Source organism: Methylobacillus sp. DLP286 (assembly GCF_056636515.1).
The window spans coordinates 2,311,881-2,332,160 of record NZ_CM153145.1 but is presented as its reverse complement, the minus strand read 5'-3'; the positions used below and the strand labels follow the sequence as shown (position 1 = coordinate 2,332,160).

25 protein-coding genes are annotated in these 20,280 nt (G+C 58.5%); 18 read left to right on the top strand and 7 right to left on the bottom strand.

The window, feature by feature from the left end; translation table 11 throughout:
* Nucleotides 1–45: 45 nt before the first annotated feature.
* The 4 genes from hemC to ACWXTG_RS11025 are packed head-to-tail and all read left to right on the top strand — an operon-like array spanning nucleotide 46 to nucleotide 4,051.
* Nucleotides 46–978: a hydroxymethylbilane synthase gene (gene hemC / locus ACWXTG_RS11040; protein WP_480219918.1), complete on the top strand. Its 933-nt coding sequence runs from the start codon at nucleotides 46–48 to the stop codon at nucleotides 976–978.
* A 39-nt stretch (nucleotides 979–1,017) separates the two neighbouring features.
* Nucleotides 1,018–1,785, top strand: coding sequence for a uroporphyrinogen-III synthase (locus tag ACWXTG_RS11035; RefSeq protein ID WP_480219917.1), 768 nt, complete (start codon nucleotides 1,018–1,020; stop codon nucleotides 1,783–1,785).
* Nucleotides 1,778–2,869: a uroporphyrinogen-III C-methyltransferase gene (locus ACWXTG_RS11030; RefSeq protein ID WP_480219916.1), complete on the top strand. Its 1,092-nt coding sequence runs from the start codon at nucleotides 1,778–1,780 to the stop codon at nucleotides 2,867–2,869. Before ACWXTG_RS11035 ends, ACWXTG_RS11030 begins: the two co-directional genes overlap by 8 nt.
* Nucleotides 2,870–4,051 (top strand): heme biosynthesis HemY N-terminal domain-containing protein, encoded by a 1,182-nt coding sequence (locus ACWXTG_RS11025; protein WP_407993516.1) that lies wholly within the window; start codon nucleotides 2,870–2,872, stop codon nucleotides 4,049–4,051.
* A 63-nt stretch (nucleotides 4,052–4,114) separates the two neighbouring features.
* On the opposite strand, the gene ACWXTG_RS11020 is transcribed toward ACWXTG_RS11025, so the two are convergent.
* The gene (locus ACWXTG_RS11020; RefSeq protein ID WP_480219915.1) at nucleotides 4,115–5,143 is read right to left on the bottom strand and encodes a CDP-6-deoxy-delta-3,4-glucoseen reductase; all 1,029 of its coding nucleotides are present in this window, start codon (nucleotides 5,141–5,143) and stop codon (nucleotides 4,115–4,117) included.
* 67 nt (nucleotides 5,144–5,210) lie between these two features.
* Nucleotides 5,211–5,663 carry an FxsA family protein gene (locus ACWXTG_RS11015; RefSeq protein WP_480219914.1) on the bottom strand — a complete coding sequence of 151 codons (453 nt, stop codon included), beginning with the start codon at nucleotides 5,661–5,663 and terminating at the stop codon, nucleotides 5,211–5,213.
* On the opposite strand from ACWXTG_RS11015, the gene cutA reads away from it, so the two are divergent.
* The 9 genes from cutA (at nucleotide 5,662) to pqqA (ending at nucleotide 13,000) form a co-directional block, all read left to right on the top strand.
* Nucleotides 5,662–6,009, top strand: coding sequence for a divalent-cation tolerance protein CutA (gene cutA, locus ACWXTG_RS11010; RefSeq protein WP_480219913.1), 348 nt, complete (start codon nucleotides 5,662–5,664; stop codon nucleotides 6,007–6,009). The two genes, ACWXTG_RS11015 and cutA, sit on opposite strands and share 2 nt — an antisense overlap.
* Entirely contained in the window at nucleotides 6,006–7,874 is a 1,869-nt protein-coding gene (gene dsbD, locus ACWXTG_RS11005) for a protein-disulfide reductase DsbD (protein ID WP_480219912.1), read from the top strand. The genes cutA and dsbD overlap by 4 nt, the downstream gene beginning before the upstream one ends.
* Nucleotides 7,858–8,415, top strand: a complete 558-nt coding sequence (locus ACWXTG_RS11000; protein WP_480219911.1) for a TlpA family protein disulfide reductase — start codon at nucleotides 7,858–7,860, stop codon at nucleotides 8,413–8,415. Before dsbD ends, ACWXTG_RS11000 begins: the two co-directional genes overlap by 17 nt.
* Before the next feature lie 129 nt (nucleotides 8,416–8,544).
* On the top strand, nucleotides 8,545–9,003 hold the full coding sequence (gene aroQ, locus ACWXTG_RS10995) for a type II 3-dehydroquinate dehydratase (RefSeq protein WP_309566016.1): 459 nt from the start codon (nucleotides 8,545–8,547) through the stop codon (nucleotides 9,001–9,003).
* 31 nt (nucleotides 9,004–9,034) lie between these two features.
* A complete protein-coding gene (gene accB, locus ACWXTG_RS10990) occupies nucleotides 9,035–9,490 on the top strand; it encodes an acetyl-CoA carboxylase biotin carboxyl carrier protein (protein WP_480219910.1) in 456 nt (151 codons plus the stop codon).
* A gap of 10 nt (nucleotides 9,491–9,500) precedes the next feature.
* Nucleotides 9,501–10,850, top strand: a complete 1,350-nt coding sequence (accC, locus tag ACWXTG_RS10985; protein ID WP_480219909.1) for an acetyl-CoA carboxylase biotin carboxylase subunit — start codon at nucleotides 9,501–9,503, stop codon at nucleotides 10,848–10,850.
* Nucleotides 10,850–11,737 carry a 50S ribosomal protein L11 methyltransferase gene (gene prmA / locus ACWXTG_RS10980; protein ID WP_480219908.1) on the top strand — a complete coding sequence of 296 codons (888 nt, stop codon included), beginning with the start codon at nucleotides 10,850–10,852 and terminating at the stop codon, nucleotides 11,735–11,737. Before accC ends, prmA begins: the two co-directional genes overlap by 1 nt.
* 9 nt (nucleotides 11,738–11,746) lie before the next feature.
* Nucleotides 11,747–12,751 carry a zinc-ribbon and DUF3426 domain-containing protein gene (locus tag ACWXTG_RS10975; protein WP_480219907.1) on the top strand — a complete coding sequence of 335 codons (1,005 nt, stop codon included), beginning with the start codon at nucleotides 11,747–11,749 and terminating at the stop codon, nucleotides 12,749–12,751.
* 177 nt (nucleotides 12,752–12,928) lie between these two features.
* Nucleotides 12,929–13,000, top strand: coding sequence for a pyrroloquinoline quinone precursor peptide PqqA (gene pqqA / locus ACWXTG_RS10970; RefSeq protein ID WP_081774944.1), 72 nt, complete (start codon nucleotides 12,929–12,931; stop codon nucleotides 12,998–13,000).
* A gap of 134 nt (nucleotides 13,001–13,134) precedes the next feature.
* Here pqqA and ACWXTG_RS10965 read toward each other — a convergent pair whose 3' ends face one another.
* Entirely contained in the window at nucleotides 13,135–14,040 is a 906-nt protein-coding gene (locus ACWXTG_RS10965; protein WP_309566011.1) for a hydrogen peroxide-inducible genes activator, read from the bottom strand.
* A gap of 142 nt (nucleotides 14,041–14,182) precedes the next feature.
* Here ACWXTG_RS10965 and ACWXTG_RS10960 point away from each other — a divergent pair, with 142 nt between their 5' ends.
* The gene (locus ACWXTG_RS10960; RefSeq protein WP_480219906.1) at nucleotides 14,183–15,346 is read left to right on the top strand and encodes an HPP family protein; all 1,164 of its coding nucleotides are present in this window, start codon (nucleotides 14,183–14,185) and stop codon (nucleotides 15,344–15,346) included.
* A gap of 40 nt (nucleotides 15,347–15,386) precedes the next feature.
* On the opposite strand, the gene ACWXTG_RS10955 is transcribed toward ACWXTG_RS10960, so the two are convergent.
* Both ACWXTG_RS10955 and ACWXTG_RS10950 read right to left on the bottom strand, forming a co-directional pair.
* The gene (locus ACWXTG_RS10955; RefSeq protein ID WP_309566009.1) at nucleotides 15,387–16,601 is read right to left on the bottom strand and encodes a mechanosensitive ion channel family protein; all 1,215 of its coding nucleotides are present in this window, start codon (nucleotides 16,599–16,601) and stop codon (nucleotides 15,387–15,389) included.
* 643 nt (nucleotides 16,602–17,244) lie between these two features.
* Nucleotides 17,245–17,622, bottom strand: a complete 378-nt coding sequence (locus tag ACWXTG_RS10950) for a sigma factor-like helix-turn-helix DNA-binding protein (protein ID WP_480219905.1) — start codon at nucleotides 17,620–17,622, stop codon at nucleotides 17,245–17,247.
* Nucleotides 17,623–17,935: 313 nt separating this feature from the next.
* Between ACWXTG_RS10950 and ACWXTG_RS10945 the strand changes: the two genes are divergently transcribed.
* The gene (locus tag ACWXTG_RS10945) at nucleotides 17,936–18,082 is read left to right on the top strand and encodes a DUF3096 domain-containing protein (RefSeq protein ID WP_309566005.1); all 147 of its coding nucleotides are present in this window, start codon (nucleotides 17,936–17,938) and stop codon (nucleotides 18,080–18,082) included.
* A gap of 207 nt (nucleotides 18,083–18,289) precedes the next feature.
* Nucleotides 18,290–18,562: an HU family DNA-binding protein gene (locus tag ACWXTG_RS10940; protein WP_230342959.1), complete on the top strand. Its 273-nt coding sequence runs from the start codon at nucleotides 18,290–18,292 to the stop codon at nucleotides 18,560–18,562.
* 59 nt (nucleotides 18,563–18,621) lie between these two features.
* Here ACWXTG_RS10940 and ACWXTG_RS10935 read toward each other — a convergent pair whose 3' ends face one another.
* Both ACWXTG_RS10935 and ACWXTG_RS10930 read right to left on the bottom strand, forming a co-directional pair.
* A complete protein-coding gene (locus tag ACWXTG_RS10935; protein WP_407996358.1) occupies nucleotides 18,622–19,083 on the bottom strand; it encodes a GNAT family N-acetyltransferase in 462 nt (153 codons plus the stop codon).
* Nucleotides 19,073–19,438 (bottom strand): hypothetical protein, encoded by a 366-nt coding sequence (locus tag ACWXTG_RS10930; RefSeq protein ID WP_309566003.1) that lies wholly within the window; start codon nucleotides 19,436–19,438, stop codon nucleotides 19,073–19,075. The genes ACWXTG_RS10935 and ACWXTG_RS10930 overlap by 11 nt, the downstream gene beginning before the upstream one ends.
* Before the next feature lie 80 nt (nucleotides 19,439–19,518).
* On the opposite strand from ACWXTG_RS10930, the gene msrB reads away from it, so the two are divergent.
* Nucleotides 19,519–19,911 carry a peptide-methionine (R)-S-oxide reductase MsrB gene (msrB, locus tag ACWXTG_RS10925; protein ID WP_309566002.1) on the top strand — a complete coding sequence of 131 codons (393 nt, stop codon included), beginning with the start codon at nucleotides 19,519–19,521 and terminating at the stop codon, nucleotides 19,909–19,911.
* A gap of 4 nt (nucleotides 19,912–19,915) precedes the next feature.
* The gene (locus ACWXTG_RS10920) at nucleotides 19,916–20,266 is read left to right on the top strand and encodes a DUF4186 domain-containing protein (RefSeq protein WP_309566001.1); all 351 of its coding nucleotides are present in this window, start codon (nucleotides 19,916–19,918) and stop codon (nucleotides 20,264–20,266) included.
* The last annotated feature ends 14 nt before the right edge of the window (nucleotides 20,267–20,280 follow it).

Sequence of the window (20,280 nt, the reverse complement as noted above, 5' to 3'; positions counted from 1 at the left end):
CAATAACAACTGGCCGCTCGGCACAACGCCCGTCGGCCTAATTCGATGAACGCTCCCAAGAAACTGGTGATCGCCTCGCGCGAAAGCGCATTGGCCATGTGGCAGGCGCGACATATCCAAGGCCGACTACAAGCCTTGTATCCAGAAACCGAGGTCAGCATCCTCGGCATGACCACCACCGGCGACCAGATCCTGGATTCGCCCCTGGCCCGCATCGGCGGCAAGGGCCTGTTCGTGAAAGAGCTGGAACAAGCGCTGGCAGACGGCCGCGCCGACCTCGCCGTGCATTCCATGAAGGACGTGCCCATGCATTTGCCGCCCGGCTTCGCCCTGGCCGCGATCGGCGAGCGCGAAGACCCGCGCGATGCGTTCGTCTCCAACGATTATCCAAACCTGGAATCATTGCCCGCAGGCAGCATAGTCGGCACCTCCAGCCTGCGCCGCCAGAGCCAATTGCAGGCGCGCTTTCCCGATCTCAAGGTGGAATCGCTGCGCGGCAACCTGCAGACCCGCTTGCGCAAGCTGGACGAAGGCCAGTACGCCGCCATCATTCTCGCCGCTGCCGGCCTCAAGCGCCTGGGGCTGGAATCCCGCATCCGCGAATCCATCGATCCCGACAACAGCATCCCCGCCGTCGGGCAGGGCGCGCTGGGCATCGAGATCAACGCCGAACGCCTTGACCTGCTGGAGGTGCTGGCGCCGCTCAACCATGCCGCAACTGCCGCCTGCGTGGAAGCGGAACGCGGCATGAGCCGCGCCCTGGCGGGCAGCTGCCAAGTGCCGCTGGGCGCTTTTGCACAGCAACATGGCGATACGCTCCAGATGACCGGTTTTGTTGCCAGCATCGACGGCAAGGACCTATTGCGCGAATCGGCCCAGGGCCCCGCCAACCAGCCCGAAGCCTTGGGCCAGGCGCTGGCTGCCAAATTGGTGGCCCGGGGTGCTGACCGCATTCTTGCCGTGCTTGCGCATGAGTGAGCTCCCACATGGCTGATTGCTCATTGGTCAGTCTGGCACATGGTTAATTTAGCAGGCCGCCATATTGCGATCACGCGGCCGCTCGACCAGGCAACCCGCCTGACCGGCATGATCGAAGCCGCTGGCGGGCATGTCATCGGCTTTCCGCTCATCGCCATTGCCCCGCTGCGGGATTATAGCGGTTTCGAGCAAACCCTGGATGACGCGGCCATGCAGGACTGGCTGATCTTCATCAGCTCCAACGCCGTGCAGCATGCCATGCCAAGGCTGCAGGCAAGGTTCCCTCAATGGCCCGCCAAGCCGCGGTTTGCCGCGATCGGCCCGGTCACCGCGGCAGAGCTCATGCAGTACGGCATCACCAGCGTATTGCAACCCGAGCATCGGTTTGATAGCGAATCCTTGCTGGGCTTGCCCGAGATGCAGGCGGTCAAAGGCCGGCGCATCATGATCGTGCGCGGCGTCGGTGGCCGCGAGCTGATGGCTGACACCTTGCGCGACCGAGGCGCCCAGGTCAGGTTCGCCGAATGCTACCGCCGCATCAATCCGCAAACAGATGCAGGAAAATTGCAGGCGCTATGGCACAATGGGCAATTGGATACTATTGTGGTCACCAGCAGCGAGGCGATGCGCCACTTGCTCGCCATGACCGACAATGGCGACGCGGCATGGCTGCGCGACATCACGATCTGCGTCAACCATGCCCGCATCGCCGAACAGCCATCCAGCCTGGGCCTGCATGTCAGGATCGCTACGGCGCCGGGAGACGACGCCATGCTGCAATGTTTAAGTAAAGCAAACCATGACTGAACAACAACCACCTGAAACCCAGACATCTCCAGCATCGGCCAACACGGCCGGCAAGCCTTCGTTCACAGCCTGGCTCGCCCTGATACTGGCTGTCGGCGCCATTGCCTTCATTTCCTGGCAGTGGCTGAACACGCGCCATCGCTTCAATTCGCTTGAACAGACGCTGACCCAGCGCCTAGAGCAGTTCAATGCCACCAACCAGCAGAGCCTGGCATTGGCCAAGAACGCCGACGAACGCAGCTCCGAGGCCAACAGCCGCCTGATCCGCCTGGAACAGCAGCTCGCAGAATCGCGCGACCAGCAGGAAGCCCTGCAAACGCTCTACCTGGAACTGGTCAATAATCACGACGAACGCGTGATTGCCGAAGTCGAGCAATTATTGGTGATCGCCAACCAGCAATTGCAGCTTGCAGGCAACATCAAGCCTGCGTTGCTGGCACTTCAGACTGCGGATTCGCGCCTGCAGCAGATGGATAGCGTGCCTGCCGTCCAGTTGCGCAAGGCCATCGCCAAGGATATTCAGCGCCTGCAGGAATTGCCGCAGATCGACACCATAGGCATCAGCCTCAAGCTGGAAAACCTCATGGAGAGCATAGGCAATCTCCCGCTGGTGAGCGAGCGCCACCCGAAAACCGCTACCCCTGAGGCCACCATGGCTGAAGAAAACCAGTTCCGCAGGCTATTGCGCGAGATCTGGGACGACCTCAAGCACATGATCCGCCTAGAGCGCGTTGACCGTCCGGAGCCGCCGTTGCTGGCACCCGACCAGACCTTCTTCCTTCGCGAAAACCTCAAGCTGCACCTGCTGACCGCGAGGACAGCCCTGCTGCAGCATGACGAAAGCGCTTACCGCGCCGACCTGCATCAGGCAGAGCACTGGATCCAGAATTATTTCGACCTGCGCGAGCAAAGCACCATTGCAGCATTGGATACGCTGAAGCAGCTGTCGGCCAGCAGCATCGTGATCCAGTTGCCGGATATCTCCGAAACGCTGGGCCTGGCCAGCAAGTACAAACTGACGCTGGAGCGCGCCAACAATTCCGAGCGTGCCACCGACCGTGTCAACCTGGAACGGGGTCAATAAGTGCGCGTACTGATCTGGATTCTGCTGATACTCGCCCTCGCCATCGGCGTGTCGCTGCTGGCGGGCAATAACGCAGGCTATGTGCTCATCGTGCGCCCGCCCTACCGGCTGGAGTTGTCGCTCAACCTGCTGCTCATCCTGGTCGTGATGGCGTTCGCCTCGCTGCACCTGCTGCTGCGCTTCATCCATTACGCACGCGACCTGCCAGCCAACGTCCGCGCCTACAAGGAAAACCGCCGCGTCCGGCTTGGCCATGCCGCCTTGCTCGAGGCCTTGCACGCCATGAGCCAGGGCCGCTACCAGCTTGCCCAGAAAGCGGCCTCCAAGGCGCTCGATTACGGTGAAGACCCTAGCCTGACAGCGCTGCTGGCTGCCCGCGCCTCGCACAAGCTCAAGCAGAAAGGCCAGCGCGACTACTACCTGGCCGAAGCCGAACGCCTGGCTCCCGATGCCGCGGTGGCCAGACTACTATTGCAAGCCGAGCTTCTGCTCGATGACCGCCTCTATAGCCAGGCGCTGGACGTACTGCATAAAATCGAAAAGATAGAGGCTAAATTTGTTCCCGCCATGCGGCTTGAATTGAAGGTGCAGCTGCGCCTCAACAATTGGGAACAAGTGTTGACCCTGCTGCACCAGCTGGAAAAGCACGATGGCATGGAAAGCTGGCAGGCCAGGGAGATCCGCCACCAGGCGCATCAGCACCTGATCGAACGTCACGGCAAGGACTTGAATGCCCTCATGGCCTACTGGAAAAAAGTGCCGGAGGACGACAAACTCAATACGCGTATCGCCACAATGGCGGCCGAAGCCTTGATCGCGCTGAACGCAGGCAACCAGGCGCAGGAAATCATCGAAATGAGCCTGACCAAAAGCTGGGACAGCGAGCTTGCCGGCAAGCTCGGCGACTGTGCCAGCACCAATCCGCATAAGCAGCTGCAACAGGCGGAGCACTGGCTGCTCAGCCACGAGCAGGATGCAAGGCTGCTGCTTTCACTGGGCAAGATGTGCATACGCCTGAGCCTGTGGGGCAAGGCGCAAAGCTACCTCGAGGCCAGTATCAGCGTGCAGCCCTCCGCCGAAGCGCACCTCGCCTTGGCGCGCTTGCTGGAAAGCCGCGGCGAAAGCGATGCGGCCAACTACCACTACCGTCTGAGCGTACAATTCTGCCGCGAAGAAAAATAAAACCGACAAAAGCTGCTAAGGGAAAATCCAACTTTCCTGAAGCAGCCGTTTCTTACTATTGGTCTAGATAGCAGCCTTTGCCGCAGGGTTGGCAAAGGTGAAGGCGTCAGAGAAAAATTCCTGCTCAGGCAAGCCATGGCCCTGGAAATCCCGGTGAGCCGCCTCCACCATTTGCGGGGCTCCGCAGCAATATACTTGGTAGGCTTGCATGTCGGGGTGGTCCTCCAGCACCGCCTGGTGCACCAGCCCCGTACGGCCTTGCCATTCATCCCCCGGTGCCGGGTCGGATAGCACGGGAATATAGCGGAACAATGGGTTTTCTGCCTGCCAGCGCAGCGGCAAACCGTCGAGGTAAAGGTCCTCCCGGGTCCTTGCACCCCAGTAGAGCGTCATCGGGCGCTTCATGCCCAGCTGCAAGGCGTGCTCGACAATACCCTTTACCGGCGCGAACCCTGTACCGCCCGCCACCAGGATGACCGGACGCGTACTATCCTCGCGCAGGAAGAAAGTCCCGAATGGCCCTTCGATGCGCAGGATGGTTTTTTCCTGCATTTCATTGAATACATACTGGGTGAACTGCCCGCCGGGCACCAAACGCATATGCAGTTCGAGGAAACGGTCGCTATGGGGCGCATTGGCAAGCGAGAACGCGCGGCGCCTGCCGTCCTTGAGCAGGAATTCGATATACTGGCCCGCCATGAATTGCATGCGCTCATTGCTCGGCAATTTGAGCGTCATGCCCATGACATCGTGGGAAAACTTCTCGAGCTTCTCCACGCGAACGGGCATGATGCGAGGCGGAATGCCTTCCCCGGCCACCTCGCGGCATTCGATCACCAGGTCGGACAAGGGTTGGGCGCAGCAGAACAGCGCCTTGCCGGTTTTCTTCTCGTCTTCGCTCAACGCGCTGTCGAAATACTCGCCGTAATTGACATCGCCTGCCAGCACTTGTCCCTTGCAGGCGCCGCAAGTGCCGTTGCGGCAGCCGTAAGGCAGGTTGACGCCCGCGTCGATCGCGGCATCCAGCACCGTATCGCCATCTTCTACATTGAATATGCGGTCACTGGGCTTGATAATGACTTGGAAAGACATGGAGAAATCCCGACCTTATGCACCGGCCTCACAATAGGCCGGAAAAAGTTTGCAAGTCTAGCATAGGCTATTCCTCCCGCCGGTACTCCCCTTCGATCACGTCGCCATTGGATTGCCGTTGCCTGCCAGCTTCCTGGCGAGGCTCCTGATAACTGGTTTCACGTGAAACGACGTCATCGTCGTTGGCGGCTTGCTGTAATTTGGCACCGCCGGGCAGCAGAAGCAGGACGACGGCAATCGCGTCGCTGATCACGCCCGGCACGATGAGCAACATCCCCGCAAGCACGTTCTTGGCGCTGCCGAATATGGCGCGCAACGGGGTGCCGCCGGCCTGCAGGGTTTGCGTCATGCGGCCCATCATCGTGAGTTTTTCATCCTGGATCAGGCGCCAACCGAGGATGCCCACCACGATCAAATAAGCCAGCACCAGCCAGCCATATCTTGCAGCCAACTCCACCAGCACCCATACCTCAGCGATAGGGAAAGCGAGTAAAATCAGCAAGAGGAAAAGAAAACGCATGAAACTTCAATCTCCATCATTAGAAAACAGCAGCGCCGTCCTGGTCCTGACCCATATGCCGGACCAGGGCAGTGCCGAAAATATCGCGCGCGAACTCGTCGCTAGAAAACTGGCTGCCTGCGTCAACCTGCTGGCCCCATGCCAGTCGTTCTACCAATGGCAGGGCAAGCTGGAAACCGCAACGGAAATCCCTTTGCTGATCAAGACCACCAGTCTGCGCTATCCCGAGCTCGAGCGAGCCATCCGTGAGCTGCACCCTTACGAACTTCCCGAGATCATCCATGTCCCAGTCATGGGCGGGCTGCCCGCCTATCTTACATGGCTACACCAGGAAACCCGGGATTGAACTCTGCATTACAGCAACGCCTAGCGTCCACACTGGCATCGGTTCTGCTGCTTTGCGCCGCGTTGCTTGCCGGCGCCGTACAGGCCGCGCCCAGCAGCCAATTGGGCGAGTGGCTGAACCAGGGTCGCAGCGCGTTCCTCGGCAACGATACCGATAATATTCTGCCGCCCGAGCAAGCTTTCAAGCTCCAGGTCGAATTAATTGACGCAGACCGCCTGCAGGCGGCATTCAAGATCGCTCCCGGACACTACCTCTACAAGGACAGGATCAAGTTCGAACTGGAGCCTGCCGGGCATGCCGTCAGCGACCTCGACCTGCCGCAAGGCGACTGGAAACAGGACCCCACTTTCGGCCGTACCGAGGTGTTCCACCACGACTTTACCGCGGACATGCGCCTGGCGCCGGCTACCGCTCCTGGCGGAAACCTCAGGCTCAAAGCCACCTATCAAGGCTGCAGCGAGAAAGGGCTGTGCTACCCGCCTACGCATCAAACCATAGCGCTAGGCTCCCTGCATGCGACCACGAGGGATAGCCCAGGTTCCATCGTCCCCGCGCAAGCCGAGCACGACCGGGCTGCCAGCCTGCTCGCAAGCGGCAAGCTCTGGCTGATCGTCGCAGGGTTCTTCGGCTTCGGCCTGCTGCTCTCGCTCACGCCCTGCGTGCTGCCCATGATCCCCATCCTTTCCGGCATCATCGTCGGCAGCCAGCGCAAGCATCGTTTGCACGCCTTCTGGCTCTCGCTGGCATATACATTGGGGATGGCATTGAGCTACACCGCAGCAGGCGTGGCCGCCGGGCTGTCCGGCCAGTTGCTGAGCGCTGCCTTGCAGAACGCCTGGGTGCTGGGCGCAAGTGGGCTGGTCTTCGTCTTGCTGGCGCTATCGATGTTTGGCTTCTATGAACTGAAACTGCCCGATTCCCTCGAAAACCGGCTGGTGAATGCCAGCAACCGCCTGCCGGGCGGGCATCTGCTCGGCGTGTTCGCGATGGGCGTCCTTTCCGCGCTGATCGTCAGCCCCTGCGTCGCCGCGCCGCTGGCGGGCGCCTTGATTTACATCGGGCAAACCCAGGACGTGGCGCTCGGCGCCACCGCCCTGTTCGCCTTATCCATGGGCATGGGCATTCCGCTGCTGCTGGTAGGCGCTTCAGCCGGGACCTTCTTGCCCAAGGCTGGGCCGTGGATGGTGGCCATCCGCCAGGCATTTGGCGTATTCATGCTGGCTGTCGCCGTCTGGATTGTGTCGCCGTTGCTGCCAACCAGCCTGCAACTATTGCTCTGGGCAAGCCTGCTCATCGTGCCAGCCGTATTCATGCGGGCGCTGGACCGCTTGCCCGATAGCGCCACCGCCTGGCACCGCTTCTGGAAAGGCGTTGCCGTGCTCATGCTGCTGGCGGGCACCGCCTTGGTGGTCGGCGCCGCCTCGGGCGCCAAGTCGCCATTGCGGCCGCTGGAAGGCCTGACCCTGGGCCAAGCAGGCTCCAGTTCCGGCCTGCCGTTCCAGCGCATCAAGCGCATCGCCGACCTGGAACAGGTGCTACGACAAAACCCTGGAAAGCCGGTGATGCTGGATTTTTATGCCGACTGGTGCGCAGCCTGCAAGGAGATGGATCAGTTCACCTTCAGCGATGCCGCAGTACGCGCCAACTTGCAGGAATTCGTCCTGCTGCAGGCCGATGTCACTGCCAACGATGTCGAAGACCAGGCATTGCTCAAGCATTTCGGCCTGTTCGGCCCGCCCGGCATCATCTTCTTTGATAGCGCAGGACAGGAAATACCGCATCATAGGGTTATCGGCTATCAAAACAGCAATACATTCCTCGACACGTTGAATGCGGTAAAATCAGTCCATGACACCATCCAATAACAAAGGCTTGAGCAAGCGCGGCTTTTTCGTGCTGGCGTTGGCGCTGGCAGCCGCCATCCTGCTGATCCAGCAATACGCCGGCAAGCCCCGCACCGCGCATCCTGTCGAGACGTTTGCCGCCACCGCGCCATTCTTTGCGGCCCAGGCATCCGACCTTCAGGATACCGAACAGGCACTGTCGCAATGGCAAGGGCAATTGCTGGTGGTGAATTTCTGGGCGACCTGGTGCGCGCCCTGCCGCGAGGAAATGCCAGAGCTCGCGGAACTGGCACGGGAATACGCTGGCAAACTGGTCGTGCTCGGCATCTCCCTGGATAATGTAGAGAAAATGCAGGCTTTCGCCCAAGGCAAGCCCATGCCCTATCCTTTATTGTCAGCCGAGGAAGAAGGCATGAAGCTCAGCGCATCCCTCGGCAACCTGAATAGTGTGGTTCCACATACCGTGATCATCGGTTCCGATGGTAAAATCCTCAAAAGTTATTTCGGTCGGGTGACCAAGGCGCTTTTGCTGGAGACATTGCAGCCAGCGTTCAATTCTTGAGCCTTTCTCCCTAACTGAGCAATATCGAGCAATTTCGCTAAATTTCGTCAATTCTCTAGACAAAATACCCCAAATTACGGCAAACTTGCAGCCATCAAAGTTGCATTGGCGGTCAAACCGCCCCCATTCATGGCCCAACCATCCTCCAAAACCGTACTGGTATTGCACGGACCCAATCTGAACCTGCTGGGATTGCGTGAACCCAACCATTACGGCTCGGACACATTGGAAAGCATCAATCGCCAGCTCGAGCAGCATGCAAACAATGCGGGCATTGCCATTGACACCTTCCAGAGCAACCATGAAGCGGCATTGATAGAAAAAATCCATGCACTGGCGCATGCGCCGGCGGATTTCATCATCATCAACCCCGCAGCTTTCACCCACACTTCCGTGGCTTTGCGCGATGCATTGTCCGCGGTGAAAATCCCGTTTATTGAAGTCCATCTTTCCAATATCTACGCTCGCGAATCCTTCCGGCACCACTCGTATTTCTCCGACCTGGCGGTCGGCGTGATCAGCGGCCTGGGCGCGCATGGATATTCACTGGCGCTGGACTACGCCATCAACCACATTACTCGTGCCTGATCGGCACCCCATATACATCTAGAGGTTAACCATGGATTTACGCAAACTGAAGAAACTGATCGACCTGGTCGAAGAGTCCGGCATCTCCGAGCTGGAACTCACCGAAGGCGAGGAAAAGGTACGCATTTCGCGCCACCTGCCCAGCAGCCAGGCGCCGGTCCAATTTGCCCAGCCTTATATCGCAGCCCCTGCCGCACCGCAGGCAGCACCAGCAGCGCCCGTCGCGGAGGCCAGCGCTGCGCCGGCCATCGAGGGCCATGTCGTCAAGTCTCCCATGGTGGGCACTTTCTACCGCGCGCCTTCCCCTGACGCCAAGTCGTTTGTCGATGTCGGCAGCAATGTCAGCGCAGGCGATACGCTCTGCATCATCGAGGCAATGAAGCTCCTGAACGAGATCGAGGCCGACAAGACCGGCGTGATCAAGGCGATCCTGGTCGAGAACGGCCAGCCCGTGGAATACGGCGAACCGCTGTTCATCATTGGCTAGGAATCAACCCATGTTCGATAAAGTCCTTATTGCCAACCGCGGCGAGATTGCCTTGCGCATCCAGCGGGCATGCCGCGAGCTGGGCATCAAGACAGTCGCCGTCCATTCCGAGGCCGACCGCGAAGCCAAGTACGTCAAGCTTGCCGATGAATCCGTATGTATCGGCCCGGCCCCTTCCGGCCAAAGCTACCTGAACATCCCCGCCGTCATCAGCGCGGCCGAAGTCACCGATGCGGAAGCCATCCATCCCGGCTATGGCTTCCTGTCCGAGAATGCCGACTTCGCAGAGCGCGTCGAGCAAAGCGGCTTCACCTTCATCGGCCCGCGCGCGGAAACCATCCGCCTCATGGGCGACAAGGTCAGCGCCAAGGACACCATGAAGGCTGCTGGCGTGCCTTGCGTCCCCGGTTCCGACGGCGCGTTGACCGACGACAGCGATGAAATCTTACGCATCGCCAGGGATATCGGCTATCCGGTCATCATCAAGGCTGCCGGCGGCGGCGGCGGCCGCGGCATGCGGGTCGTACACACCGAGGCAGCGCTGCTCAACGCGGTCAGCATGACCAAGGCGGAAGCGCAGGCCGCATTCGGCAACCCTATGGTCTACATGGAGAAGTTCCTCGAGCAGCCGCGACATATCGAGATCCAGGTACTGGCCGACCAGCACGGCAATGCCATTTACCTCGGCGAGCGCGATTGCTCCATGCAGCGGCGCCACCAGAAGGTGCTGGAAGAAGCACCGGCCTTCGGCATTACGCCGCAATTGCGTGAAAAGATCGGCACTGCCTGTGCCGAGGCCTGCAAGCGCATCAATTATCGCGGCGCCGGCACGTTCGAGTTTCTCTACGAAAACGGCGAGTTCTATTTCATCGAAATGAACACGCGCGTGCAGGTGGAGCATCCCGTGACGGAAATGGTCACCGGCATCGACATCGTCAAGCAGCAGATCTTGATTGCAGCCGACGAAAAGCTCGGCATCAAGCAGAAGGACGTCAAACTGGCAGGCCATTCGATCGAGTGCCGCATCAATGCGGAAGACCCGTTCAATTTCGTGCCGTCTCCGGGCCGTATCACGACCTTCCATATGCCTGGCGGTCCCGGCATCCGCGTCGATACCCATGCCTATCAAGGCTACATGGTGCCGCCGAACTACGACTCCATGATCGGCAAGCTGATCGCCTACGGCGATACGCGCGAGCAAGCGATTGCGCGCATGCAGATCGCCTTGTCGGAAATGGTGATCGAAGGCATCAAGACCAATGTGGCCCTGCACAAGGAACTGCTCGCTGATGCGGCATTCCATCAGGGCGGCACCAGCATCCACTACCTGGAACACAAACTGGGTATTGCAAGCAAGTAATGGCTTGGATCTCACTCAAAATCGAGGCCCAGGACGACAACGCCGAACTCCTGAGCGACACCCTGATGGAGCTTGGCGCCCTCTCTGCGAGTATTGAGGACGCCAATGCCGAAACACCGGACGAGCAACCCATCTTCGGCGAGCCTGGCGACCCGCCTCCCGGCATCTGGCAGCAAAATGTCGTCAGCGCATTGCTGGATGAGGACGCAGACCTGGATGCCTTGTTAAAGGAACTCAGTGCGGCGACAGGCATCGCGGATTTCCGCTATAGCACGGAGACCATCGCCGAGCAGGACTGGGTGCGCGCGACACAATCGCAGTTCGAGCCCATCCGTATCCGCGATGACTTGTGGATCGTGCCTTCATGGCATGATGCGCCCAACCCGGACGGCCTCAACATCGTGCTGGACCCCGGCTTGGCGTTCGGCACCGGCAGCCACCCGACCACCCATTTGTGCCTGAGCTGGCTTGCCGATACGGTGACGCCGCAGGCCAGCGTGCTGGATTACGGCTGCGGTTCCGGAATTCTCGCCATCGCGGCGCGCAAGCTGGGAGCCGGCAATGTGGTTGGCGTGGATATCGACGCCCAGGCCATCCAGTCCAGCGTGTACAACGCAGGGCAGAATGAGACCGATGCCAGCTTCTACCTGGCCAGCGACCTGCCCGGCGGGCAATTCGACATCGTCGTGGCGAACATCCTTTCCAGCGCGCTCTCGGTGCTTGCGCCTGCCCTTGCACGCACAGCAAAACCTGGTGGCAAAATTGCGCTATCCGGCATCCTGCGTGAACAAGCCGACCAAGTCGGCGCCATCTACCAGGAGTGGTTCGACATGAACCCGCCTGTTTTCATGGATAGCTGGGTGTTGCTCACAGGAAGCAGAAGGTGACCACCTGATATGCGGCTAGTGACCTCCTGCCCAGCGTGCGATACCCGATTCCACGTCAAGCCGGAACAACTGGCGGCCCATGGCGGCGACTTGCGCTGCGGTCAATGCCGGCATCTCTTCAATGCCGGCTCGCGGCTCTATGAAGTCCTGGAGCCGCAAACCCTGGCACCATTGCCGCCCGCTCCTGCAAGCGAGGAATCTGTCCCCGATCAGATTACCGCTGAGGCGGAAGAGGCAAGCCATGCCCTGCCTCACGAAACGAACTTCACCTCCGGCGAAGCGGACAGCGGAACAGCGGAGTCGCCAGGGCCGGAAGACATTCTCCCTACCGAGGAATTAATCACCGCCCCTGAGCCGGAATCGGCGGATACTGTTGAGAGCGACCGCGGGGAATCGATAGATACTGAAACGGAACCCCTCAGTGCAGGTGTATTCAGCGAACAGTATGCAGACGAGCAGGCAGCAGAAATTCCCGAAGCGGATGAGCAACCCGTTGCCGCCAGCTTCCTCGCCCCGGACAAACCCGTGCGTCAACGGCGCTTTCCCCTCTGGCTGACAGTGCCGCTCAGCCTGTTGCTCCTGTTGGCGCTGCTCGCTCAATCGATCTATTTCTTCCGCACCCCGCTGTCGGGATACTGGCCCGCCAGCCGGCCGGCCCTGGAATCCGCCTGCCTATGGCTGGGCTGCACGGTGCCGTTGCCGCGCAACGCGGAATTGCTGGCGCTGGACGATTCCGACCTGCAGGAGGATTTCGAGCATCCCGAGGTCATCCAGCTTTCCACCAAGCTGATCAACAACGCAAGTTATACGCAGGCTTATCCCATGCTGGAGCTGACGCTGACCGATGATGACGACCAGCCCAAGCTGCGCCGTATTTTCAAGCCGGAGGAATACCTGCCATCAGGCATGGATATCCAGGCGGGCTTGGCCGCCAATGGGGAAATCCAGGTCAACCTGGCATTCTCCACCAGCGGCGAAGCGGTATCCGGCTACCGGGTGTTCGTCACTTACTAACCCGGTTTGCCCTTTCAAGGTCGCTTTCAGCGTCTCCATACTAATGAAAATCATGAGGCGCAGATCATGATGCTGCGCATGGCATTAAAAGGCGCGCGCTATATGATGGGAACCATGGATTGCGCGGTAAGGTTGATGACCGTGCGGCCTCTACCCCAAACTTAAAGGAGATACATCATGTGGACCAAGCCAGAAGTCACCGAAATGCGTTTTGGTTTTGAAGTAACCATGTACGTTTGCAACCGTTAAGCTGTTGCTCATCTCCGTACAAGAGGGGCCGCCAGGCCCCTTTGCTTTTTCCGTTTCCAATTCCACCCCCACGCATTGTTTCTCTTGCACTGTCCGCGTTATCGCACCCAGGCTTGCGCTGAATTAAAAACGGATTATTCCGCTATGGATTGCAAACAAGGCGATTTGAGGGCCCTGACCGCCTGCAACAGGCAATCAATGGCTTTCTCCCTGGTGTAGCCCTTGCGCCAGGCTAGTGCCATGCGGCGGGTCGGGACCGGGTCTGCAAACGGGATCGTCCTGATCAGCGGGTTCTGGTAGCGCTCCACCGCCGCGCTGCACGGTAACACGGTAATCCCCAGGTTGGAAGCGACCATATTGCGTATGGTCTCCAGGGAGTTGCCCTGCAGCACCTCGCCATGGCGCGACAGCTCCGGGCACGCCAGCACCACCTGGTTGCTGAAACAATGGCCGCTGTTAAGCAACAACACCTTCTCGTCCGCCAGTTCCTCCGCGTGGATTTCCTTGCGGCCAGCCCAGGGATGGATGTCCGGCACTGCCACAACGAAACTCTCGTCGTACAAAGGCTCGCAGCGTATGCCGGGCACATCGAACGGCAAGGCAATGATGGCGGCGTCAATCACGCGATTGCGCAATTGGGCCTCCAGGTTGGCGGTCAGGTTTTCCTCCACTTCCAGCGGCATTTCCGGCGCGAGATGGCGCAAAGCGGGAATGATCTCGGGCAGCAGGTAAGGGCCGGTGGAATAGATCACGCCCAGCTTGAACGGCCCGGCCAGCTGGTTATTGCCCAGGCGCGCAATTTCCTTGATGCGGTTGGATTCTTCCAGCGTGCGGTTGGCCTGGGCAATGATCTGCTCGCCGATCGGCGTCGTGGCCACGTCCTTGTGGCTGCGCTCGAAAATGGTGACGCCCAGCTCCTCCTCCAGCTTCTTCACAGCCAGGCTCAGGGCCGGCTGGCTCACAAAGCATTTCTCCGCGGCGCGCCTGAAATTGCGTTCTTTCGCCACGGCAACAATAAACTTGAGTTCACTTAACGTCATGTGGAAATAATAATTAATATCAATCGAATGTAATTAATTAATAAGCAGACAATATATCTTATCAAAAAAAACCATCATCTCGAGCATCCCTAAACCATTCCATTAATGATAGATTGCGTGGTTTTACCTTAAGAACCTGCTTGTGTCCGCCGTATTAAACTGGCTCAAGGGCTTGAAACTGCAACAAAGCCCGGTAAACCACCAAGAAAAATTGCGTGCCTGCCTGGGCGCCCTGCTCGGCATCCTGGTGAGCGGTTTCCTGAGCGCCTGGCTGCTAGGGGCAGAAAGCCTGCCGTTCCTGATTGCGCCGTTGGGCGCGTCAGCGGTGTTGCTGTATGCAGTGCCAGCCAGCCCGCTGGCCCAGCCATGGTCCATCATGGGTGGCAACCTGGCTTCCGCATTGGTGGGCATCGCCAGCCTGCACTGGATTGCCAGCATTCCCGTCGCGGCCGCCGTCGCCGTGGCGCTTGCCATCGGCCTGATGTTCGCATTGAGATGCCTGCACCCGCCGGGCGGCGCCGTGGCATTGACCGCCGTGTTATCGGGCCCGCTGGCGTTGGAGCACAGCACTTATTTCCTGCTGCTCGTCGCCACCAATTCAGGCTTGCTGCTGTTGGTGGCGCTGGCCTACAACAATGCCACGAAGCGGCGCTATCCGCACCATGCCAGGCCCGAGCCCAACCTCCATAAAACCCAGGACTTGAGCCCGGCGCACAGGGTGGGGTTCTCGAGCGCCGACCTCGATACCGTGCTCAAGGAATACAACCAGGTGCTGGATATCGCCAGGGACGACTTGGAAAACCTGTTCCTGCAGACCGAGATGCAGGCGTATAAACGCCGCTTCGGGGAAATCACCTGCGGCGACATCATGTCGCGCGATGTGATCAGCGTGGAATACGGCACCTTGCTGGAAGAAGCCTGGCCGCTATTGCTCGACCACCACATCAAGGCCCTGCCCGTGGTGGATCGCGCCCGCCGCGTGATCGGCATCGTCACGCGCTTCGACTTCCTCAAGCATGCCAACCTCGACGCCTATCCCGGCTTCGAGGAGAAGCTCAGGAAATTCGTGCGCCGCACTTTCCTGGTGGAAACCGACCAGCCCGAAGTGGTTGGCCAGATCATGACCAGCAAGGTGCTGACGGCCGATATGGAAACGCACATCGTGCAGCTTGTACCGCTGCTATCAGAGTCTGGCATTCACCATGTACCAGTCCTGGATCACGAACGCCGGCTGGCCGGCATCGTGACCCAGACCGATTTGATTGCCGCCGTCTACCGCGGAAGGCTGGAAGAAAAAAGCGCCTGAAACATCAGGCGCTCATTACTTACATCATCGATGACACGATTTACTGCACGCTCGTCTGGCGCAGCGCCTGGAAATCCGCCCCGCTCGGGTTCTGGAATACACGCAAGCCGAACTCGGGCAGGATTGCCAATAAATGGTCGAAAATATCCGACTGGATCGCTTCGTACTGCACCCAGGCGGTCGTATTGGTAAAGCACCAGATTTCCAGAGGAATGCCCTCCGCAGAAAGGTTCTGCTGGCGTACCACCATCGTCATGCCTTGGTGCACCCTGGGATTATGCTTGAGATATTGCTCCACATATGCACGGAAAGTCCCGATGTTGGTCACGCGGCGGGTATTGATCGGTTGCTTTCCCTTCTCACCCAATGCCTTGTTCCACTCATCCAGCTCATCCTGCTTCTTCTTCAGGTAATCGTCCAGCAAGCTGAATTGCTGCAAATGCGCCAGCTCTTCGTTCGTCAGGAAATGAATGCTGTTCTGGTCGATGAAAATACTGCGCTTGATGCGGCGTCCACCAGACTCGAACATGCCGCGCCAGTTCTTGAACGAATCCGTGATGAAACGCTTGGTCGGGATCGTCGTGATCGTCTTGTCCCAGTTCTGCACCTTGACGGTGTGCAGAGCAATGTCGATCACATCACCATCGGCATTGAGTTGCGGCATCTCCACCCAGTCGCCGACACGGATGATGTCGTTGGAACTGATCTGCACACTCGCCACCAGCGACAGCAAAGTATCCTGAAAAATCAACATCAGCACCGCCGCCATGGCACCAATACCAGACAACAGAATCACGGGAGAACGATCCATCAAGGTCGCTACCACCAGAATTGCTGCCAGAATATAAATGACCAGCTTCACTACCTGCACATAGCCCTTGATCGGCTTGCGGTGTGCATCAGGGCGCTGTTGCCAGACATCGTTGACCACATCCAGCGCCCCGGCAATCGCCAGACCGATAGTCAGCACGATAAAACCATGCGCGACGTTACGTACCACCGTCACCAGCGCCTCGGGCAAACCAGGAATCCAGGCAATGCCCACCGAAATGATCAATGCCGGCACAATATTCGACAGTCGCGCCACCACGCGACTTCTGGCAATCGCCTGCCCCACGGAGGCAGAGCGCAATATCTTATGCAATCCCCGCACCAGGATATGCTTGACAATCCAGTTGGCAACCCATGCGCCAGTCAACAGCAATGCAACGCATACCACACTGAATATTTCCTGATGACCTTGTAGCCAAGCCACCAAATTGCTCCAATCTTCTCTCATTACTTTCCTTCCTGCTTGTAAAACACGTGCGGCCGGGACTTGGCCGGCCACTTCGACATATTCCTCCCCACCAATGCAAAAGCGCCAACAGCCTTGCACGGCAAGGATCAGCGACCAATGGATGAGGTTGGGAATAGCCTGTTAGTACACAGGATATGCGATAGGTTCAGAAAAACGCATTGGCTAGGCTTGAAGAAGAACACAATCCAAAAACATGCATGTCTTAATGTCCAGTCGCTCGGTAAGCGTAACCGAACTAAAGAAAAGCCCTGCGGCAGGCAGAAGGCCATGCAGTAGCCGTACTCAATCACAACTGGCCTGAGGCTTATCTCGTACCGGCAGCGCTGTATCAGCGCATGGTGGAAATGCTCGAAGAGCAGGCAGATGCCAAATTGGTGTTGGAACGCCGGAAAGAACAGGGTATCGAAGTCTCGATTGATGAGCTATAAACTCGCCTTCAAATTGAGTGCAAAAAAGGAATGGGATAAGCTGAACGCCACCATTCGGAAACCATTGAAAAAAAGCTCCAAGAGCGGCTTGAGCAGCCAAGTGCCTTCTGCCGCCTTATCCGGTGTGCCAGATTGCATCGGTTACCGGCTGATTTACGAATTCAGCGATACTACAGCAACGCCAGGCAGTGCGTCATGGCGCGCACCATGTGCTTCTTGATGGTGGTGACGGAGACTTGCTGGCGTTCGGCAATGGCGACATAGCTCGCGCCTTCCAGCTGCGCCATGAGGAAGATGGCGCGGGTGCGCGGCCCCAGGCCATCCAGCATCCGGTCGACTGCGATCAGGGTTTCCAGCACCAGCAGGCGCTGTTCGGGAGAAACCGCCAACGGTTCCGGCCGTGCTTCGAGGGCGTCGAGATAAGCCTGCGCCAGGTCTGCCGCCTGCTCGGCATCCCCCAGCTTGCGGCGGAGAAACTGGAACAGCCAGCCGTGATGGTGGGTATAGAGCTGGTGCAAGCCTGCCTGGGAGGGGTCGGAAATGGTCATGATGATGAAAATTGAGAATTATTCTCATCATATCAGCCGGACATCCCTCGCATCAATCTCCAATATCCGGGTTTGTCTGGCATTGTCCTACATGAAGATCAGCCTCGACCCGATGCCATGCATTATTGTTGAGCTCTATGCTGGAGGCTCAATATCGAAGGAGCAGCGTCATGAAATTCCTGATCAAAGCCGCAGTACTGACTTATGTCGTCAAGCGCATTGCCAAATCCTACCTGAGCAAGGCGTAATTTTCACTGGGAGTCTTGGCTCCCTTTTTCTTGTGCCGTGTCTGGTCAATTGGTAAAGGATCATCATGGATTTCCATCTCAGCCTGGCCCCGCTTGTTTCCCTGATTGCCGGCATCCTGATTCTCGTCATTCCGCGCCTGCTCAACTATATCGTGGCGCTCTACTTGATCATTATCGGCATACTCGGCTTGGTGGGAACCAATACTCTGTAAATCCCGAAAATCGTCCAAAAATGTCTCCAAACGGCGTCACACCGGGCTTTAAATAGAAAAATTTGCTGGATTCCGCGCCAAAAGGGGTTTCATTGAGCACAGGTTGTGATATTTTCTCCCCTGTTACTACTTAACCTGGTAACGAGGCGAAGTATCAGCCTTACCAAAACTAGCTTGATAACCCAATAACACAAGGACTGGACACATATGAACAAGACAGAACTGATCGAAGAAATCGCCAAGGAAGCGGGAATCTCCAAGGCTGCTGCTGGTAAAGCTGTTGATGCATTCACTGCATCCGTAACTGCAGCCCTGAAGGGTGGCGATACAGTAACACTGATCGGCTTCGGTACTTTTGGCGTTTCCGAGCGTGCTGCCCGCACTGGCCGCAATCCTCAAACCGGTAAGGAAATCAAGATTGCTGCCCGCAAGGCCCCTAGCTTCAAGGCTGGCAAGGCACTGAAGGACGCATTGAACTAAGCGGTTGCATTGTTCGATGGACCAATAAAACGCCAGCCGATGCTGGCGTTTTTTATTGGTCAACGGGGTAGCGCCTTCTCGAAGCAGCAACTGACCGGGTTGCCGATATAAGGCCCGAAAGGCGCAATGGGCCGGTAGCCCAGGCCTTGGTAAAGCGAGATGGCAGGTGCCTGCAGATTCCCTGTCTCGACCAGCAGGCGCTTGACTCCCTGCTGCCATGCCCGGCGCTCGAGGTCGGCCAGCAAACGCTTCGCCAGGCCATGGCCGCGTGCGGATGGCGTAACGAACAGGCGCTTGATTTCTGCCGCATCTGCCGCCGAGGGCACCAAGGCGACACAACCCAAGGGCTGGGCTTCGCCGCGCGCAATCAGCGCCAGGGATGGCTGCAGCACTGCAGGCTTGGGCATGCCAGGATATATCTGGAAAAGCTCATGTTCCAGCGCTTGCAATAGCGATCGCATATCGTGGCCGGCGAAATCGCACGCCTCGATCGCGACCTCGCCCAGAGGTTCACTCTTCATCCTGGTCCGGGGAATGGTACTCAAAATCCTCGTAAACCGACTCTGCAATCGGCAACAGCGCTTCGTGCAAAGCCTGTTCCGTCATGACACTATATTGTCGTTGCGCGGTCAAAGCCGGATCGGGTTCCAGCGCCTGCAACAAGGGCTCGTAATCGTCGCCCGAGACGCCGAAATGGTCGTCGCTGCCCACGGGCTTGCTATAGGCCAGTGAATATTGCCGCTGGCGCAATTCAATATCGAATCTGATATTAAAATAGGGGGTTGCAGCGTCATTCTCCCGCGACTCGCCGTAATCGATGTCGAGCAGGATGGCGTTCACTCCCTGGATGCTGATGGCTTTGCCGTGTTGCGTCACTGCAGTTTCCTTACTGACTAAATCCAGCATTGTACTGGTTTTGAACCACGATATAACTCATCAAACATGAGGAGGAAGTAATGGCCAAGGTCTTGAAGACAGACGCCGAATGGCGCGAGCAACTCACCCCGATGCAATATGAAGTCACGCGCCATGCCGCCACCGAGCGCGCCGGCACGGGGGAATATGCCTTTCATTTCGAGCATGGCATTTATTATTGCGTATGCTGCGGTACGCCGCTGTTCGCCTCGGATACCAAGTTTGACGCCGGCTGCGGCTGGCCCAGCTATTTCGAGGCGCTCGACCCGGACAATATCCGTGAGGAGTCGGATACGTCTTACGGCATGGTGCGTACCGAGGTGATCTGCAATGTCTGCGACGCCCACCTCGGGCATGTGTTCCCCGATGGCCCGCCGCCCACCGGCCTGCGCTACTGTATCAATTCCGCATCCCTGCGTTTCGAGCCGCGCTGACCCTATGCGTGAATTGGACGAACTGTTCGCCGCACTGGGACGCTCGCGCTTCCGCAGTTCGTTCAGGCTCAACGCGCACGACCGCAACTATCTGCACGCCAAAGGGCTGCCGGTGATCCATGACCATGCGCGCGACTTCATCGCCAAGCGGCTGGCCCCTGCCGTGATTGCCAACGACGGCAAGCAAACCCCTTACCGCGGCCATCCGGTATTCGTGGCGCAACACGCCACCGCATGCTGTTGCCGGGGCTGCCTGCAGAAATGGCACTTGATCCCCGCAGGGCGCGCGTTGAGCGCCGACGAGCAGGATTATGTCGTGCAGGTGCTGATGCATTGGCTGGAAAATGTTTATTGACATAGAAACAGGGT

Bases quoted from the DNA above. Each gene is read 5' to 3' on its own strand.
- ACWXTG_RS11020 (WP_480219915.1), bottom strand. From the start codon at position 5,143: ATGTCTTTCCAAGTCATTATCAAGCCCAGTGACCGCATATTCAATGTA.
- ACWXTG_RS10920 (WP_309566001.1), top strand. From the start codon at position 19,916: ATGCGTGAATTGGACGAACTGTTCGCCGCACTGGGACGCTCGCGCTTC.
- ACWXTG_RS10950 (WP_480219905.1), bottom strand. From the start codon at position 17,622: ATGACCATTTCCGACCCCTCCCAGGCAGGCTTGCACCAGCTCTATACC.
- ACWXTG_RS10935 (WP_407996358.1), bottom strand. From the start codon at position 19,083: ATGAAGAGTGAACCTCTGGGCGAGGTCGCGATCGAGGCGTGCGATTTC.
- hemC (WP_480219918.1), top strand. From the start codon at position 46: ATGAACGCTCCCAAGAAACTGGTGATCGCCTCGCGCGAAAGCGCATTG.
- ACWXTG_RS10965 (WP_309566011.1), bottom strand. From the start codon at position 14,040: ATGACGTTAAGTGAACTCAAGTTTATTGTTGCCGTGGCGAAAGAACGC.
- cutA (WP_480219913.1), top strand. From the start codon at position 5,662: ATGAAACTTCAATCTCCATCATTAGAAAACAGCAGCGCCGTCCTGGTC.
- ACWXTG_RS10945 (WP_309566005.1), top strand. From the start codon at position 17,936: ATGGATTTCCATCTCAGCCTGGCCCCGCTTGTTTCCCTGATTGCCGGC.
- ACWXTG_RS10940 (WP_230342959.1), top strand. From the start codon at position 18,290: ATGAACAAGACAGAACTGATCGAAGAAATCGCCAAGGAAGCGGGAATC.
- aroQ (WP_309566016.1), top strand. From the start codon at position 8,545: ATGGCCCAACCATCCTCCAAAACCGTACTGGTATTGCACGGACCCAAT.
- ACWXTG_RS11030 (WP_480219916.1), top strand. From the start codon at position 1,778: ATGACTGAACAACAACCACCTGAAACCCAGACATCTCCAGCATCGGCC.
- prmA (WP_480219908.1), top strand. From the start codon at position 10,850: ATGGCTTGGATCTCACTCAAAATCGAGGCCCAGGACGACAACGCCGAA.
- msrB (WP_309566002.1), top strand. From the start codon at position 19,519: ATGGCCAAGGTCTTGAAGACAGACGCCGAATGGCGCGAGCAACTCACC.
- accB (WP_480219910.1), top strand. From the start codon at position 9,035: ATGGATTTACGCAAACTGAAGAAACTGATCGACCTGGTCGAAGAGTCC.
- ACWXTG_RS11000 (WP_480219911.1), top strand. From the start codon at position 7,858: ATGACACCATCCAATAACAAAGGCTTGAGCAAGCGCGGCTTTTTCGTG.
- accC (WP_480219909.1), top strand. From the start codon at position 9,501: ATGTTCGATAAAGTCCTTATTGCCAACCGCGGCGAGATTGCCTTGCGC.
- ACWXTG_RS10975 (WP_480219907.1), top strand. From the start codon at position 11,747: ATGCGGCTAGTGACCTCCTGCCCAGCGTGCGATACCCGATTCCACGTC.
- ACWXTG_RS11035 (WP_480219917.1), top strand. From the start codon at position 1,018: ATGGTTAATTTAGCAGGCCGCCATATTGCGATCACGCGGCCGCTCGAC.
- ACWXTG_RS11015 (WP_480219914.1), bottom strand. From the start codon at position 5,663: ATGCGTTTTCTTTTCCTCTTGCTGATTTTACTCGCTTTCCCTATCGCT.